Source organism: Belliella baltica DSM 15883 (assembly GCF_000265405.1).
GTDB classification, from domain to species: Bacteria; Bacteroidota; Bacteroidia; order Cytophagales; family Cyclobacteriaceae; genus Belliella; species Belliella baltica.
The window spans coordinates 3712658-3729805 of record NC_018010.1 but is presented as its reverse complement, the minus strand read 5'-3'; the positions used below and the strand labels follow the sequence as shown (position 1 = coordinate 3729805).

Annotated in this window: 17 protein-coding genes; 7 read left to right on the top strand and 10 right to left on the bottom strand. The window is 35.5% G+C overall.

What is annotated here, in order from left to right; all coding sequences use genetic code 11:
• The 5 genes from BELBA_RS16935 to BELBA_RS16915 all read right to left on the bottom strand — a co-directional run bounded on the left by BELBA_RS16935 (position 1) and on the right by BELBA_RS16915 (position 2959).
• Positions 1 to 957, bottom strand: a complete 957-nt coding sequence (locus BELBA_RS16935; RefSeq protein WP_014773899.1) for an ATP-grasp domain-containing protein — start codon at positions 955 to 957, stop codon at positions 1 to 3.
• A 13-nt stretch (positions 958 to 970) separates the two neighbouring features.
• Entirely contained in the window at positions 971 to 1684 is a 714-nt protein-coding gene (locus BELBA_RS16930; RefSeq protein WP_014773898.1) for an esterase family protein, read from the bottom strand.
• A gap of 183 nt (positions 1685 to 1867) precedes the next feature.
• Positions 1868 to 2386 (bottom strand): gamma carbonic anhydrase family protein, encoded by a 519-nt coding sequence (locus BELBA_RS16925; protein ID WP_014773897.1) that lies wholly within the window; start codon positions 2384 to 2386, stop codon positions 1868 to 1870.
• Positions 2387 to 2426: 40 nt separating this feature from the next.
• Positions 2427 to 2735 (bottom strand): type II toxin-antitoxin system RelE/ParE family toxin, encoded by a 309-nt coding sequence (locus tag BELBA_RS16920; protein WP_014773896.1) that lies wholly within the window; start codon positions 2733 to 2735, stop codon positions 2427 to 2429.
• Positions 2720 to 2959: a hypothetical protein gene (locus BELBA_RS16915; RefSeq protein WP_014773895.1), complete on the bottom strand. Its 240-nt coding sequence runs from the start codon at positions 2957 to 2959 to the stop codon at positions 2720 to 2722. The genes BELBA_RS16920 and BELBA_RS16915 overlap by 16 nt, the downstream gene beginning before the upstream one ends.
• A gap of 346 nt (positions 2960 to 3305) precedes the next feature.
• Here BELBA_RS16915 and BELBA_RS16910 point away from each other — a divergent pair, with 346 nt between their 5' ends.
• The 3 genes from BELBA_RS16910 to dinB all read left to right on the top strand — a co-directional run bounded on the left by BELBA_RS16910 (position 3306) and on the right by dinB (position 6454).
• Positions 3306 to 4028, top strand: a complete 723-nt coding sequence (locus BELBA_RS16910) for a YceI family protein (protein WP_014773894.1) — start codon at positions 3306 to 3308, stop codon at positions 4026 to 4028.
• A gap of 77 nt (positions 4029 to 4105) precedes the next feature.
• A complete protein-coding gene (locus tag BELBA_RS16905) occupies positions 4106 to 5368 on the top strand; it encodes a chorismate-binding protein (protein ID WP_014773893.1) in 1263 nt (420 codons plus the stop codon).
• Between the two features lie 3 nt (positions 5369 to 5371).
• Positions 5372 to 6454, top strand: coding sequence for a DNA polymerase IV (gene dinB / locus BELBA_RS16900; protein ID WP_014773892.1), 1083 nt, complete (start codon positions 5372 to 5374; stop codon positions 6452 to 6454).
• 158 nt (positions 6455 to 6612) lie between these two features.
• Here dinB and BELBA_RS16895 read toward each other — a convergent pair whose 3' ends face one another.
• The 5 genes from BELBA_RS16895 to BELBA_RS16875 form a co-directional block, all read right to left on the bottom strand.
• Positions 6613 to 6948: an antibiotic biosynthesis monooxygenase family protein gene (locus BELBA_RS16895; protein WP_014773891.1), complete on the bottom strand. Its 336-nt coding sequence runs from the start codon at positions 6946 to 6948 to the stop codon at positions 6613 to 6615.
• Complete coding sequence (locus BELBA_RS16890) at positions 6948 to 8129, bottom strand: C40 family peptidase (protein ID WP_014773890.1); 1182 nt, start codon at positions 8127 to 8129, stop codon at positions 6948 to 6950. Before BELBA_RS16890 ends, BELBA_RS16895 begins: the two co-directional genes overlap by 1 nt.
• Positions 8130 to 8215: 86 nt before the next feature.
• Positions 8216 to 9517, bottom strand: coding sequence for an amidohydrolase family protein (locus BELBA_RS16885; RefSeq protein ID WP_041779425.1), 1302 nt, complete (start codon positions 9515 to 9517; stop codon positions 8216 to 8218).
• Between the two features lie 34 nt (positions 9518 to 9551).
• Positions 9552 to 10934 carry an amidohydrolase family protein gene (locus tag BELBA_RS16880; protein ID WP_014773888.1) on the bottom strand — a complete coding sequence of 461 codons (1383 nt, stop codon included), beginning with the start codon at positions 10932 to 10934 and terminating at the stop codon, positions 9552 to 9554.
• Between the two features lie 12 nt (positions 10935 to 10946).
• Positions 10947 to 12641, bottom strand: coding sequence for an amidohydrolase family protein (locus BELBA_RS16875; RefSeq protein ID WP_041779424.1), 1695 nt, complete (start codon positions 12639 to 12641; stop codon positions 10947 to 10949).
• 241 nt (positions 12642 to 12882) lie between these two features.
• On the opposite strand from BELBA_RS16875, the gene BELBA_RS16870 reads away from it, so the two are divergent.
• The 4 genes from BELBA_RS16870 (at position 12883) to BELBA_RS16855 (ending at position 17145) form a co-directional block, all read left to right on the top strand.
• Entirely contained in the window at positions 12883 to 13254 is a 372-nt protein-coding gene (locus BELBA_RS16870; protein WP_014773886.1) for a response regulator transcription factor, read from the top strand.
• An 88-nt stretch (positions 13255 to 13342) separates the two neighbouring features.
• On the top strand, positions 13343 to 14449 hold the full coding sequence (locus BELBA_RS16865; protein WP_014773885.1) for a HEAT repeat domain-containing protein: 1107 nt from the start codon (positions 13343 to 13345) through the stop codon (positions 14447 to 14449).
• Positions 14450 to 15880: a glycosyltransferase family 2 protein gene (locus tag BELBA_RS16860; protein WP_014773884.1), complete on the top strand. Its 1431-nt coding sequence runs from the start codon at positions 14450 to 14452 to the stop codon at positions 15878 to 15880.
• Positions 15881 to 15882: 2 nt separating this feature from the next.
• Entirely contained in the window at positions 15883 to 17145 is a 1263-nt protein-coding gene (locus tag BELBA_RS16855) for a YaiO family outer membrane beta-barrel protein (RefSeq protein WP_014773883.1), read from the top strand.
• Positions 17146 to 17148: the final 3 nt, after the last annotated feature.

The following is a 17148-nucleotide window of genomic DNA, read 5'->3' as shown; positions in this document are numbered from 1 at the left end:
TTAAAAACGTTTTGCTGAACTCACGGCATTTTTCATAAATGTGCCCCATGTAAGATTTATTTTCCCAGGTTTTTGGCTCTTTGCATAGGCAATTGCCATTTTAGCAGCTTCTTCAACTACCCAATCAAAATTCTCCTGACCAACAGAATTGATATCTGCATCTGGAGCTGGGTTGCCAAAATCAATCGCATACGGAATACCATCTCTCACTGCAAATTCTACAGTATTGAAATCGTAGCCTAATCCCTTACACAGGGTTAGCGTATATTCTTTTACTTTTGCAAGCAACTTTTTAGAGACTGGCGGCCCATCGATGACGTAGCGAAGATGATGCGGATTACGAGGTTCATATTGCATGATGCGAACGGCTTTTCCTCCCAAACAGTAAACTCTAAAATACTCTGTAAAAACAATTTCTTCCTGAAGCATCATGACGAGTTGCCCAGTTTCTTGGTGTTTTTGGAAAAATTCTTCTTTACTTTCCAATCTATATACATTTTTCCATCCTCCGCCTGCATACGGCTTCATGTAAGCAGGAAATTTCACATAATCGAAGATCGCCTGCCAATCCATTGGCATAGCCAAATTTCTAAATGACTTCGCAGTGGTATCCGTAGGATGCTCGGCAGAAGGTAAGATTACTGTGTTGGGTAGGGGGACGCCCAAGGTATCTGCCAAGGCATTGTTGAAAAACTTGTCATCAGCAGACCACCAAAATGGATTATTGATAACAGCAGTACCTGTCAAGGCTGCATTTTTCAAATAGGCTCTGTAGAAGGGAACATCTTGAGATATCCGGTCAATAATTACAGCATATTCTGTAAGTTGGTTTTGTATTACTTTATCAATGCTTACTGCCTCTGCTACTATGCCTTTTTCATTTTTTTCGTTTACTCTTTCGATAAATGCATGGGGAAAAGTATCTTCCATACCAAAAAGGATTCCTATTTTTTTCATAAGATGATATACTTTAGTTAAATTTTATTCTTGATAAATAATGTGGAAACATTTCTTTCCATAATGGCCAATCATGATTTTTATCTTTTCTTACATCAAGCCAATGTCTTATGCCTTTTTGTTCCAAAATATCACTGAGCTTGATGTTCGCATCAAAACAAATATCCCAATTCGAGGTGCCTAAGACAATATCCATGTTCCAAAGTTCTGGATCATTGAGCCCATTCAAAAACTCTAAGGGTGAATGATAGAATATGTCATCGTACTCGTATCCATGCATAAAGCTGCGAATGTCAAAAGCTCCAGACATGGAGAACATATGGCTTATATATCCAGGATGACGAAAGGCATAATTTGCAGCGTGATAACCTCCAAAGCTACAACCCGCCATAGCAACTTTTCCTACTGCTGTGTTATGGCGAATTCTTTCGACAACTTCATGATTGATCATTTTATCATAGGCAACATGGTTTTGAATCCTATCATGGGAATGAATGCCTTTGTTATAAAAACTGTTTTTATCATTGCTCTCAGGGCAGAAAATTTGAATCAAGCCTTGTTCTAAATACCATCTTGATTTTTCAATCAAACCCATGTCTTTATTTTCGTGGAATGAACCCATGGAAGTAGGAAATAAAACAACTGGATAACCCGCATGGCCAAAAACTAACATTTCCACTTGCCGATTTAGATTTGGAGAATGCCATTTAAAATATTCTTCTTTCATATGCTTTGAATCAATATTGTCTAAAATAAGAGTAATTGATCAAAGACAAAAAAAATAGATGTTATTAAAAATTAAAACGATAAAATATTTTATTTAATTTGGTATTTATTAGATTTTAATTGGTTTTATAATCAGAATAGAAAAGAATAGTAAACATCAATTCTAGTTCTAAAATGATAAATCCTATTCTTCTTCCTTAAACCACTCTGCATACATCGGGTAGTTTTTGGCGGTTCTTTCGATGACTTCTAGCATTTCAGGACCAGTAGTCTTGACTTTTTTGGCGGGCATTCCAGCGTAGATGCTGTTAGCTTCCACGATTGTGCCTGCTAGAACAACTGCCCCTGCTGCTATCACTGCCCCTGAATGTACCTCGGCATCATCCATCACTATTGCTCCCATACCGATCAGAACATTGTCATGAATGGTACAGCCATGTACAATTGCGTTGTGGGCGATAGAAACTTTATTGCCTATGTAGGTTCCAGCTTTTTGATATGTACAGTGAATGACTGCGCCATCTTGAATATTGGTATCGTCCCCGATTCTGATTTCATGCACATCTCCACGGACGACGGCATTGAACCATACCGTGCAGTTTTTACCCATGATGACATCTCCAACCACAGTTGCATTATCTGCCAACCAGCAGTTTTCGCCCATTTGGGGACTTTTTCCTTTGATAGTTTTAATTAGGGGCATTTTTAAGTGTATTAATTATTAATTTATCAGTGATTAAAGACTATGACTTTAAAATTTTAATTAACTCATCTGGGTCTTGTCGATTATCCCAAAATGCAGTGATGATGATTGATTCTTCGACAATTTGATAGTAACTGCTAAAGTTTTCCATTGCAGATTCTCTGCTGTCCTTATGATTAGTCAATTTCCCCGCTTCTGGGTTCTCTGATATAAAAGTCACTTTATTTTTGATCTTCTTGATCAACTTTTTTGAATAGGTGTTAGATTTATTTCTATTCACCCAATACTTAAGAATTTCACGTCTTTGGCGAACTGCTGTTTTGGTCCAAATTATTAACTTTCTAGCCATTTTAAATCTGATTCATCCAAATCTTCTTGAGAAATTAGTCGGTTCTTTTTGATATCTTCCTCGCTCATATTTAGCATCGCAATTTGGGCATCTGAAAGTTGAATTTTTTCACCTTCTTTTTTGCTATTATTTATGATTTCAAATATAGCTTTTAGATATTCCTTGTTTGAAATAGTTAATAGCTGGTCTATTATGCTATTTCTGATTTCTTCTGCACTATTCATATCATTGTTATTTATTCAAATATTAAAATCATATCGATAGCATTCAAATTTTTATTTCGTCTCTTTTCTATTTTTTACTTAATCAAAGAGAAATGGTCTTATTACACTCAAAGTTACTTTATTTTGAAGATTTCATTCATGTTCTAGCGGTCTTAAATACCGCCCAAGACTTTTAAATTTAAAAATATCGAGCATTTTTTTATGCTTTAGCAACATTCTGAGTCCACTGATTTACAAAAACCCTTCACCTGCATAATTTTTTTTACGTACTTATGAACTTTTTTAGCCAACATTGGTTTTCGTGTATATACATTTAAAATCAGAAACTAAAATTCAACAATTAATTATGAAATTATTACAACAAACAGGTTTGTTTATCGCTGCAGCAATGATCGCGGTATCTTGTGGGTCTCCAAGCGAAACAGTAGAAACTACTGATGCTCAAGAAGTAGGTGAAGCTACAGGTTCTACGCTAACTATCGATGCATCTACAAGTAAAGTAGATTGGAGAGGTTACAAGCCAGCTGGTCAGCATTACGGTTTTATTCCAGTTACGTCAGGTGAATTGGTAGTAGAAGGAGAAGCCATTACTGGTGGTAAATTTGTCTTTGATATCACAGGATTGAAAATTCAGGATATTGAAGAATCGGATGAAAACTATGGTAAACTTTGGGGTCACCTTCAGTCAGCGGACTTCTTCGATGCTGCAAATCATCCTCAAGCAACTTTCGAAGTAACTTCTATTGAAACCTACAGCACAGGTGATCAAATCGAAGATAATGACGAATTTGTAACTGACAACACGCCGAAGAAAGATTCTGAATTGATTTCAGGAACTCCAACGCATTGGATCTCTGGTAACTTGACAATGAGAGGTAATACAAAAAATATTAAATTCCCTGCAATAGTATCTATTAATAATGGTGTTGTTTCTGCTCAAGCAGGTTTCAACATCGATAGAACAAACTGGGGCTTGATGTACGGTGACGAAAGTACAGCGGTAGATAAAGCAAAAGACCAGTTTATCTACAACACAGTAAGTGTAAACTTTGATATCAAAGCAAACTAAACCAATTATATAGATTGATTAGAAGAGGAAATCGAAAGGTTTCCTCTTTTTTTGTGTTTAAAAGTTAATTTTGTAGCATGATTCAGACTTTTCCAATTTCAGAAAATTCCAAGAGCAGTTGGTTGCAAAAACTTCTGTATTGGGCAGATACAAACTATCCTTATTTTGCTTTTTTTGATGATCATCAAGTAGAATATCCTCAAGAAGGTTTTCAAAAATCATTTTATGCTGCAAAAAAATCAATTCCCTTAGAGCGAGCTTTTGAATTATATAGAAAAGATGAATTAGTGGGGATTTTAAGTTATGACTATAAAAATAAAATAGAAAAGTTATCCAGTCAGAATCAGACAATAATCACCTTACCGGAATCTGTTTTTTTTATTCCTGAACTTAAGATCCAATTTGAAGTTAATAAAATAAGTATTGAAAGTAGTAATCCAGAAAAAGTTTTTGAAGAAGTAACTCAAGTTGAAATTTATCAAAAACCGAATCCCTTTGTAGAAATACAGCCACAGACTTCAAAAGATGAATATGAAAAGGCGGTTCATGCCATCCAAAAGCACATTGTGGAAGGCGATATTTATGAAATGAATTATTGTATGTCATTTTCTTTCGACATAATGCAGTGGAATCCAATTTTTGGATATCTAGATTTGATAAAAAAATCACCAATGCCCTTTACCACACTTTTCAAAGCTGAAGAGAAATATCTCATATGCGCTTCTCCGGAGCGCTTTTTGAAAAAAGAAGGAAAGAAAATGATCGCTCAACCCATCAAAGGAACAATCAAAAGGGGAGCTGATGCTCAACAAGATGAATTATTGAAAGCGAAATTATTTGAAAGTGAGAAAGAGCGTGCGGAGAATTTGATGATTGTGGACCTGATGCGGAATGACCTTTCAAAAATCTCCGAAACAGGCTCTGTGAAAGTCGATGAACTCTTCGGAGTTTATGCATTTCCCAAAGTTTTTCAAATGATATCTACTGTCAGTTCGACTTGCCGAGAAGATTTGGGTTTGAAAGATCTTTTTCATGCTACTTTTCCTATGGGTAGCATGACTGGAGCTCCAAAAATCAAATGTATGCAGCTGATAGAATACTATGAAAGCTTTCAAAGAGCTTGGTTTTCTGGTACAGTTGGCCATATCTCTGAGAATGGAGATTTGGATTTTAATGTCATCATTAGAAGTATTCTTTTCGATAAAACAGCACAAAAGGGTTTTTTTGCAGTAGGTAGTGCGATAACTTTTGATGCAGATGCCTCCTATGAGTATGAAGAATGCTTACTTAAGGCGTCCGCAATCATAGAAATGTTATCTGGTAAAAGTGTTGAAGGTTAGCAGATGGAGAATATCAGGAAAATCATACACGTCGATATGGATGCATTCTATGCTTCTGTTGAGCAGTTAGATAATCCTGATTTGATTGGAAAACCTGTCGCAGTAGGTGGGAATAGAGAAAGGGGAGTAGTAGCCGCGGCATCTTATGAGGCAAGAAAATTTGGTGTGCGCTCAGCTATGTCTGGTAAAATGGCAGCCTTGAAGTGTCCTCATTTAATTTTTGTACGACCTAGGTTTGAAAGATACAAAGAGATCTCTCTCCAAATCCGTGAAATTTTTTTCGAATACACAGACTTGGTTGAGCCTTTGTCTTTGGACGAAGCATTTTTGGATGTCACCGAAAATAAATTCGAAAACCCATCAGCCACCTTGTTAGCTAAAGAAATTAGAGCGAAAATCAAGTCGCAAACAGGCTTGAATGCTTCAGCTGGCATTTCTTATAATAAATTCCTAGCCAAAATCGCTTCAGATATCAATAAGCCTAATGGTCAAGCTGTCATTTTACCAAAAGAGGCAGAGGCTTTTTTAGAGAAATTGCCTATTGAAAAGTTTTTTGGAATCGGGAAAGTGACGGCTGAGAAAATGAAGAAATTCGGTATTCACCAAGGCAAAGACCTTAAAGAATACAGCCTGCAGTTCCTTACTAAGAAATTTGGTAAATCTGGGCTTCATTTTTACAATATCGTCCGGGGTATTCACATGAGCGAAGTTCAACCCAATAGAGAAAGAAAATCTATCAGTGCTGAAAATACATTTGAAAAAGACCTACCAACACAAGTAGAATGGGAAGAAGCTTTGAAAGGTGTTTTTGAAGAACTGATGAGGCGCATCGAGAAAACAAGGATTAAGGGAAGAACAATCACCCTGAAAATCAAATACAAGGACTTTACCCTTCAAACGCGCAGTAAGAGCTTCGATCAATATCCTGATAAAGAGAAAATATGGGAAACAGTCTTAGAACTTCTTAATCAAGAAAGACTCACAGATGCTGTTAGATTATTTGGTATTGGGATTTCAAATTTGAACTTGCTAGAAGAAAAAATTCATTTTGGAAAACAGTTGTGGTTTGATTTTGAAGATTTTTGATGAACCCATGTCAATTTACGAAGTACGTTGTACAAAGTACCAAGTATGATGTGCTGAATCAGAAGAATTAATAGATTTGTCATAATATAAGAAAGTTGAATTTGTTTTAGTTAGATTTTACAACAAACCAAATCGGCTTGAATTTAAAAATCAAAAAATCAAATCACTCCAAAATTTGAATCAAATTCATAATCTCTTTCTACTTTACAGATTCTTGTTTTGAATTGCTTGTACCATTTTTCACGCCCCATTTTTTGAGCGAGGAGATGTTCTGAATTCATTTTCCATTTCTTGATGGATTCCAAGCTATCCCAATAACTCACGGTAATACCCATCCCATCTCTTACAGATTCGTGCCCGAGATAACCATCTTGATTGATGACAAGAGATTCCATTAATTCGGCCATTTCACTGTAGCCTTCCGAATCGTTGTTCAGTAGGTTTGTGAAAATAACGGCGTAATAGGGAGGATCAGGTGTGGAGGCTATTTTCATCAGCTATTTGGGATGGATTCAAAAAGACCTTCTACATTTTTGATATTTTTACTCTCTTTTCCAATAATTCTCTTGGTTCTGAGGTATCGATTGAGTTCGTATTCGTCATAATCAGGACTCGCAGGATCAAAACTGCTGATGCGAACTCTTCCTCTTGAATGGATAAACGAATTGCTCCCAATCCACATTCCTACGTGCACTACACGCTCTTTTGAATCAGCGGTGGCTTTACTTCCAAAAAATAACAAGTCGCCTACTTCAAGATTTTCCCAATTCCTATTTACATCGATTTCTTCTCCTTCGTGAACTTGCTGAGAAGCATCGCGGGGAATGATTTCTCCATTAAGAAAAAAGATTGTCTTTGTAAAACCGCTACAATCAACTCCTTTGACAGAAGTTCCGCCCCAAAGGTAGGGCACACCCATCATAGATTTGGCCGTCTGAATTAATTTATCTGGACTTGTCTCTCTAGAAGCAAGCCATTCTTCATAGGGCATCATTTGATCTTTTCTGACAAACCCTGATCTGCCGTCAGGAAGTAATATTTCCAGATGGTTTTGAAATTCATTTTGTGCTATTAAGATATTTCCTGCAACGAGATCACTTACAATTTCTGTTTCACTTTCGGAAGCAAAGACATGTCCGAAAAGTGGTATGAAAACCGCTTTTTCTTTTTGATACCAAGCATTAATTTCTTGTTCTGTCATCAAAGTGATTCCTGCGGCATCGATCCATGATATGTATCCCTCAGGAGTTTGAATTAGATACCAAGTATCCTGTTTTTTCAAAACTTGCAGCGGTGTTCCCATGGTTGCTTGAGTGGCTAATTCTGCAGAGTGTTTGGGTTCACTTCGGATATTTCCAACTGAAATGGTGACAATGGCATATTCTTTTCCCTCAAGTTCCCCATCAGGAAAGAGTTTGATTTGGTTTTGATATTCTACTCCAGCACTATCAAGTGAAGTTAAAAAGGAGTTAAGTGGCATCTTTAAATTCGTTTCACCTGTCAGGTTTTTACCATCCCATTGAATATCCCATAGTGCTACTCTTTTATCAGGTGCGTATTGAATTTTGAATTTTTCAATTACTTGATTTACATCCGTTTTCTTTTCTTGACTACAAGAAACTAAATAAAAAGAAATTGAAAATATTAGAAGAGTGGATTTCAAGATTGATTTCATGACTGAGGTTATTTTTAATACAAAAGAAGAAAAAAAAATGCGGGCTTGTCAATCAAGTCCGCATTTTTTAAAAAAGAATTAGAGAATTATTTCTCTAAACCTGGAGATCTTTCTAAGAACTCTTGATATAATTTGATATGTCGATTGCTCATAGGTACTCTGTAGCCATCAATAAATACATGAATAATTTGAGTTCTGGTCTCAAATGGATCACCAGAAGAAACAAATAAAGTAGCATCTTTTCCGGCCTCAATAGAACCTCTTCTATCAGCGATCCCAAATACTTCTGCTGCATTGATGGTTACAGCTTTAAGAGCTTCTTCTTTTCCCATTCCATAAGCTGCTGCAAAACCTGCATTGAAAGGTAGGTTTCTAGTGTTCTCAGCATCGTTTGATCTGATTACAACTTTCACTCCAGCTTTGGCCATTACTCCAGGATTGGTATATGCGGCATCATATCGGTCTGACTGTCTAGTTGGTATAGAGAGCATTGGTCCAGTAATTACGGGAAGTCCAGATTCTGCAATCTTTTCTGCCACTCTCCAACCTTCAGCAACGCCTGTTAAGATGGCTTTGACCCCTTTTTCTTCAATCCATTTTAGAGCAACTAAAATATCTGATGCTGCATTTACTTCAACTAAAAGTGGAAGTTCTCCAGTTACAGCTTTCGCTAATTGATCCATCTCAGGATAGTAATCCAAATCAGCATTAGCAGCTTTCAGTGCTTGATACTTCACTGCTCGATCCCAAATATCGTTAAGGTTTTTCTGTGCTCTTTCAGCATCCTTTTTTACTTCTTCCTCACTTCTTCTGTCCCATGTACTTCTTCTAGCAGAAGTAGGGAAATTCATGATGATTCCTTTAAAACCTGCATACATCTGATCAGGAGTATATCCATTTAAATTAATCAATGCCGCTGTTCCAGGAAAAATCCCTCCAGAAGGATTTGCTAAAGTTGTAGTGACACCACTCACTCTAGTAACAGGAATTGCTTCTGAATTTGGATTTATCGCAACCAAAGCTTGCATGTTTGGAGTGACATTCCCTATTTCAGAAAAATCCTGAGTTTCAGGAACTGAATTTACTTCAACTAATCCTAGTCTACCTCCTCCATCAAACAATCCTGGATAAATAAACTGTCCAGTACAATCGATGACTTCGGCATCTCCAGCAGCAATATTTTTCCCAACAGCTTCTATTTTACCATTCACGATGAGCACGCTACCATTTTCGATATTTCCTTTTGTTACAGTGACTACAGTTGCATTTTTTAACAAAAACTTACCGTTTCTAGGTTTGATAAATTCACCATCGAATTGTTGAGCTTGTAATAGCGTTGGTAGGAAAACCAAAGCCATTATGTATATTATTAAATTGAATTTCTTCATGATATTTTAAATTTTGAATTGTACAGGGATAGGATTAGTGAGAGTGTTCAAACAAATTTCTACCAAAATTGGTAAAGAAGAAATCTACACCATGCATACAATTGTGGTCATGCTCTTTTAAGAATATTGGCTCAACTGTCTCGCTTGCGCTAACTCTTAATCTCATATCATTCTGATCTTCTTCCAAATCGAAGTATTTCACTCCGTCAACAAAGGTCATTTGAGGAATGGCATAAACAGAAAGAGGATGATCATTGAAAATCACTAAATCTCCTTGCTTACCTTCTTCAATTGATCCAACTTTATCAGCTATACCCAGTTGTTTAGCCGGATTGATAGTAATCAATGCCAATGCTTGATCGTCAGTCAATTGCCCATATCGTTGAGTTTTACCTGCTTCGTGATATAAGTGACGGATCAATTCTCCTGAATCTGAGTTAATTGATGTGATTACTCCATTCTCTGTTAGGATAGCTGCATTATAAGCTGTAGAATAATACACTTCAAACTTGTAAGCCCACCAATCTGCGAATACAGATGCACCCATCGTGTATTCTGCCAATTCAGGAGCGACTTTAAATCCTTCGTTTACGTGAGAAAAAACGATATTCGTAATGCCAAAATCTCTACAAGTGTTGATTAAGGCATATATTTCATCTGCTCTATAAGAGTGACAATGAATGATGACTTTACCATCAAGGATATCTACGAGAGTTTGTAATCTAGCATCATATTTAGGTGGAATTGGTGTTGCTCCTTTTTGTTTAGAAGCTGTTTCATAAGTTTCCCAAGCCTTTTTGTATTGTAATGCTTCATTGAAACCATTTCTGATAACGGCTTCCACACCCATTCTTGTTCTTGGTTGAATATTTTTTCCTCTACCATGAACACGTGTTGGGTTTTCACCAAGAGCAAACTTTATGGTTCTTGGAGCTTCTTTCATAAATAAATCTTCAGGATTGAATGTGCCGTATCTGTGCTTTAAGGTGATATTTTGACCTCCAATAGCATTTGCTGATCCGTGCATGGCGTGAGAGATAGTCACGCCACCAGCCAAAGCTCTGTAAAGTCCAATATCATAAGGATCTACGACGTCAGCCATCTGAACTTCTGATGTGATTGGGGCAGTTGCTTCATTTACGGCATCAAGCGCCACATGCGAATGGGCATCGATGATTCCAGGCATCACATATTTTCCTTTAGCATCGATCGTTGTTATATTGTTTGCAGAAAGACCTTTTCCTATTTTTTTGATTATTCCATTTTCTACCAATACATCAGTATCTTCTAGAGTACCTTGAGTAATGGTGATAACTGTTGCATTTTTGATAAGTACAGAGCCCTTTGGGGTTTGACCCATAGAAGGCATCCAAACCATCACCAAAAATGCGGCTATGATATAATTAAGCTTTTTCATTTTTATTTTGGTTTAGAGATTGGATTGATTTGGTTTTTTTGTCGCAGTCAATGGAAAACTCCCAAATTCAGCTAATGACATTCTTCCTGTAAATTGGTCATCAGTCAAATCTCCGTTTACAGAAACTGAAATTTCCATTCCACCTGCCGATACATCAAAAGTGAAACTCATTTTTCCATCTTTTACTGAAATGTTCTTCATTGTTGCTTGGGCTTTTCCATTTCCTGCAGGATCATCATAAGTGATAGTACCTTCATATCCATTCGTAGAATTATCAATCATCATCATACCACCTGAGCTTCCTGCCGGGGTATCAGATATATATTCCCAAGTTCCTGACACTCCACTTGTACCGTTTCCATTTTTATTTCCATTGGCAGCTTTTTTAGGCTTGATCTCGTAGTCAAAAACATAACCATCAGCCACAACATGCTTGATTTGAGCATCTTCGGTAAAAATAGGAGCAGTAGTAATTACCATATTGGCAAGTTTACCTTTTTCTAAAGTTCCTGCGAATTTTTGAATGCCGAGGTTTTGAGCGTTATTTATTGTCAATGCTGCTAATGCTGCATCTTCACTTAAGCCATTGTCAATCATGATTTTGAGGTTTTTCATCAAATCACCACTTTTTGAGCCAGAAGTGGTAAATCCAAATTTAACACCCGCTTCTTCTAGCATTCCTGCTTGTTTCAATGCTGTTTCGTAAGCTTCTTTTACTCTATCTGTTCGATTTTGAGCTTCTTCATTAAGATCTTCTGATTTATTTTTGGTTTTATCTTCAGGTAATGTTAATGAGAGTAATACAGTTGCATTTGCGGCTTTGATTTCTGAAAGTACCTTGTCTACTTCAGTGACACCTAATAGCATCAGGTTAAAGCCTAATTCTTTTTGAAGTCTCAATGCCCTTCTGATTTCTAAATCATTTGATACTTCAAATATCACAGGGATTTTTTTGTCTAACACCGGGTACATTGCTTCAAGTGTTTTATTAATCTCAGGTCTGTTTAACCCAACATTTGAAGCAAAAATATTTTGATGCTTTGCAGAAAGTTCAGCGTTCTTATAGACATCTCTAAATTTAGCCATAACTCCAAGAGGGGTGCCTGGATACATTCCTCTGGAACCACGGAATCTTGCACTTAAGGCTGTTTGCTGCGCAAGAATATTTGTTGATGAAGAACTGCCAAAAACCACTATTGCAGATTTCCCAGCGATCATTCCTCCATCAGGAATCATGTGCGCAATGGTGAAGCCTACTTTTCTCCAGTCGCTAATGGCGTTATTATTCATATCAACTTGATCAATAACATTTCTCCAAGGAGTAATTCCAGCTAGTTCATCTGAAGGATTTGAGGAGTCAAAGTTAGAAGGTCTTTCAGGTTCAGAAGGTCTTGTAACTCCAGCTGAGCTTCCTCCATCTATAAATCCAGGATATATAAACAATGAATCTCCATTGATCACATCTGTACCTGCTGGAAGACTTACATTTGTCCCTACTGCCTGAATTAGACCGTCTTTAAAAAGGATAGTAGCACCAGTTATAGTTTTGCCAGGCGCCGTGGTTATTGTAGCGTTTTTGATTGCATAAGTGCTGGTCACTCGCTTGGTTCCACTTGGGTCACTTTGTGCCTTTACAGAAATGAAAGCAAGGAAAAACACCGCCACGATTAAGCTACCTTGTAACTTGATTTTTGTGTAGATATTCATTCTATAGATTGATGTTTTGTTGAATTTTATTAATCTGTAAGCTAGCAAAAGATTTTTTTACGAAAAATTTTTATTTTTTTTATAGTCTATTTTTGTTAGGAACGGCAAAATCCATAAGTCATAAATCAAAAAGGTATGTTTATAATTTTAATAAGAAAAATTGCATTATTTATGACAATCATTTGTGATTTTTTTATACCAAAAACCTCGTATATTTCGATGTTTCCAAATAAAAATAGCTATGAAAAACATTCTAATTATTGAAGACGATAAGTTAATTTCTTCCCTTGTTCACTTTAGATTGAAGAAGGAAGGATACAACATTACGATGGTGGAAGATGGATTAGCTGGAATTGAAGCCATTGAAAAAGATTCCCCAGATCTTATCATTACTGATGTATTAATTCCTCACAGAAGTGGGATAGAAATTATATATCATTCAAAGAAATTTAATCCAAAGATTCCAATTATTGTTTTGAGTTCGCTCGGTGAGGAAGAAGCGACTGTCTTGGAAGCGTTTTCAAAAGGGGCATCTGATTTTATTCCGAAACCGTTTAAACCGAATGAACTTGCTTTTAGAGTCAAAAAGTGGTTAAAAAATTCTTATAATTAAATAATTGTGCTATTATTGAATCGGAGAGTATGTTAAAAATACTCTCCGATACATAATTAAATATTTTTCAATAAATACATTAAAGTTGATGTCACTTGTTAATACTAAATTTCTTTTTGCATTTAATGATTTTTGGATTTTTGAATCAGTGATAGATTATGTTTTAATCTCTTTTTTTTTTCTTCTTCTTTTTGTTATAGTTTATCTCCTGAGACTTAAACGAAAAAGGTTAATTAGAGAAGATCAAGAAAAGTTAGCACAATACAAAATTTATGGTTTTTTCTCATCAATACTTTTTGAAGGAGACGTTGATGACAATGCACTCAATAGGAAAGTTGATAAATTGAAAAAAAAGATTCCATTTCATAAAACTTGGTGTAAAGAACTCCTTATCGAAAATATTATTGACTTGGATAAGAATTTTAAAGGCGATCAAAAAGATGTTTTAATCAAGATTTATTTAAAATTAGGACTTTATACTTATATGAATGGTTTACTTATGACTGGTAAATGGTACTACGTAAGCAAGGCACTATATTATTGGAGAGAGCTAGGTCATTCCCCTAGTTCAAAAGCCATATACCCTCTTGTAAAGCATCAAAATATGCAAATTAGGACAGCTGCTTTACTAGCTTATATTTCTTTATCTGATAAAGACCCTCTCAAAATTCTTGAAGATTATGCAGATTTTATAAGTCCCATCGATGAAATTAAGCTGCTTGATATAATTCAAAGGAAGAAGATCAAAAAACCATTGCAGTTAGGAGAATGGCTAGACTTTAATATCCCGAGTCATGTGGGGTTTGTATTAAAACTGGTTGCTCACTATAATGCGTTAGAGTTTACACCCAAGGTGATCGACCTTCTTGATTCTCCACATGAATATATAAGGTTGAGTGCGATTGATACAATAGGAAAACTTTTGCTATCAGATAGTGAGAGTAAACTGATTGAAATTTATTTCCGAGAGAGTGAAATTGTACAAGCAAAAATAATTGATGTACTTGGTTTGATTGGATCCGAAGATGCCGCTACATTCCTAATGCAATTAATAAGGAATCCGTATCGATCTGAAATATTATTATCTATAATGCGTGCTTTAAGGGACATTGGTGCCGCATTTTTTGAGAATTCATTTGAAGATGAACCTAAATTAAAGGCGTTAAAATCTCACGTACTTGACCCAAATATATAAATGTTAGATTATTTTAAAATATTCTTGGAGTACTATGAAGGATTTATCTTAATCTTCTCCACCTCATATTTGTTTTTATATCTTATTTTAGCTGTTTTAGCATTTTTGGCTATTAAAGATTATAATAATAATAAGTATTTTTTGAAGGATGATATTTTTGTAAAGTCTAATCATGTTATTGGTGTTTCTATAGTGGCTCCAGCATTTAACGAGGGACTAACTATAGTAGATAATGTTAGATCATTAATGAATCTTAATTATCCAAAGTTCGAAGTAGTAATAGTTAATGATGGAAGCACAGATGATACACTCCAGAAATTAGTTGATGAATTTGAGTTGGTCAAGGTTGATTTTTTTTATGAAGCAAAAATCGAAACCAAGCATGTTAGAGGTCATTATAAATCATCAAATCCACTTTATTCAAGGTTATTAGTTGTAGATAAAGAAAATGGAAAAAGTAAAGCAGACGCCTCTAATGCAGGGATAAATTCTGCTCAGTATCCTTTATTCCTATGTACTGATGTCGATTGTATTTTGAGGAATGATACCATTATGAAATTGGCTAAACCATTTATGGGTTCGGATAAGAAGGTAATCGCAACAGGAGGGGCATTGAGACCATCGAATTCTTGTATAGTGCAAGATGGATTTTTGGTTGATGTTCAATTTCCCTCGAATTGGTGGGCTAGTTTTCAAGAACTTGAATACATAAGAGCTTTTTTATTTGGTAGAATGGCTTGGGGGCATATAAATTCCTTACTCTTAGTTTCAGGTGGTTTGGGAATGTTTGATAGAGAGATCGTTATAAAAGTAGGCGGGTACTGGCATAAATCCTTAGGAGAGGATATGGATCTTATAACACGAATGAGAAAATATATGCATGAAATCGACGAGGATTTTAAGATTCTTTACATTCCTGAAACGCTATGTTGGACAGAAGTACCATCTACGAAGGATGTTCTCTTACGTCAAAGGGTAAGATGGGGCAGAGGATTAATACAAACACTTGCTATCCATAAAGAGATATTCTTTAATCCAAAGTATGGGGAAACGGCATTTATTGCCATGCCCTACTTCTTTTTCTTTGAATTCTTAGTACCTATTTTGGAGGTTTTTGGACTAATCACAATCATAGTAAGCATAATATTTTTAGATCTATATTTATTAGGTGTTTTAAAGTTGATGGGCGTGATATATATATTTTATCTAGTCATTACAATTGTCTCCGTTTTATTGGATGAATGGTTTAACAAATATTATAGATCTAGAAAAGACCTGCTTAAACTCATTCTCAAAGGTATTATTGAACCTTTTGTATATCACCCTTTTTGTGTTTATGCAGCATTGAAGGGGTATTGGCATTATTTTTTAAATAAAGAACAAAAGTGGGGTAATATGCAAAGAACAGGTTTTCTTACAAAGAAGAAATAGTCATGAAAAAAATAGTTTTCTCAATTTTATTTTCCACAATTCTTATTATTGTCGTGCAAGCACAACAAGTGGATTCTGATAGTTTGCTAATCCAAGCGTATAAGGAATTTAATGAAAATAAAAATACTGAATATGCAAAAAAGCTTGCTTGGAAAGGTGTTTCCATTGCTCCAAATTATTTGGATTTTCATGTTCTTTTGGGCAGAGTTCATCAAAGAGAGTCAAATTTAGACAGTGCCTCTTACTTCTTTAATTATGTATTAGAGAGAAATAAGGAATACAAAGAGGTTTTTTTATATCTGATACCAATTGAACTTTCATTGAAAAAGTTTGATGCTGCACAACAGACAATCAACGAAGCAAGAATCAATCAAATCGATGAACAAAAGTTACTCAGATTTGAGTATGAGATTTTATTAGAAAAAGGTGATCAAAGAGATGAATATGATTTTCTTAATCAGGTTTTAAAGAATTATCCTGATCAATCGGAGTTTCGTCAACGCTTTAATCTTTTAGAGTCTAGATTTAACTCTGATAGGATTGGGGTTAATTATAGTTTGACCGGTTTCAATAGAGAGGGTGTTGGACCTTGGCATTTACTTGGCTTACAATATATCAGAGAAAGAGAATGGGGGAGTCTAATAGGTAGAGTAAATTATGCAGATAGATTGAGTGCTGGACAATCAATTAACAATGGTGTTCAATATGAATTAGAGTCGTATATTTTCACAGGTAAAAATTCATATTCTTACTTAGGGGCAGCTTATAGTTCAGATTTTGTATTTCCAAATTGGAGATTGGGTTATTCTTACTACAAAAATTTTGTTAATGGTTGGGAAGGAGAACTTGGTATAAGGTATACTTTGGTGACACCCCCAGAAGGGAACCGAGAATTTAAGTCTGGAATAATTGGAATTGGGAAATATATAGGGCCTGCATGGATTAATCTTCGAACATTTATTCAAAATGAAGAGGATAACTTTTACCCAGCTTTTACTCTTACTACAAGATATTTCTTTGGGGGGAGATTTGATTATGTTACATTTATAGGTGGATATGGGACATCACCTGATGAAAGAACGACTCTTGGTCAGTTTGACAATAGAGTTGCGCTTGATTCTTACAGGGTTGGAGTAGGATTTTACAAAACCTTTTCTGACAAAATCCTATTTGGTATCCAATTTATGTACAATTATCAAGAATACTTTCCTGGGTTAACCCAAAGTGAATACGAAGGATTCTTGAATCTGCAATATAGATTTTAGAAA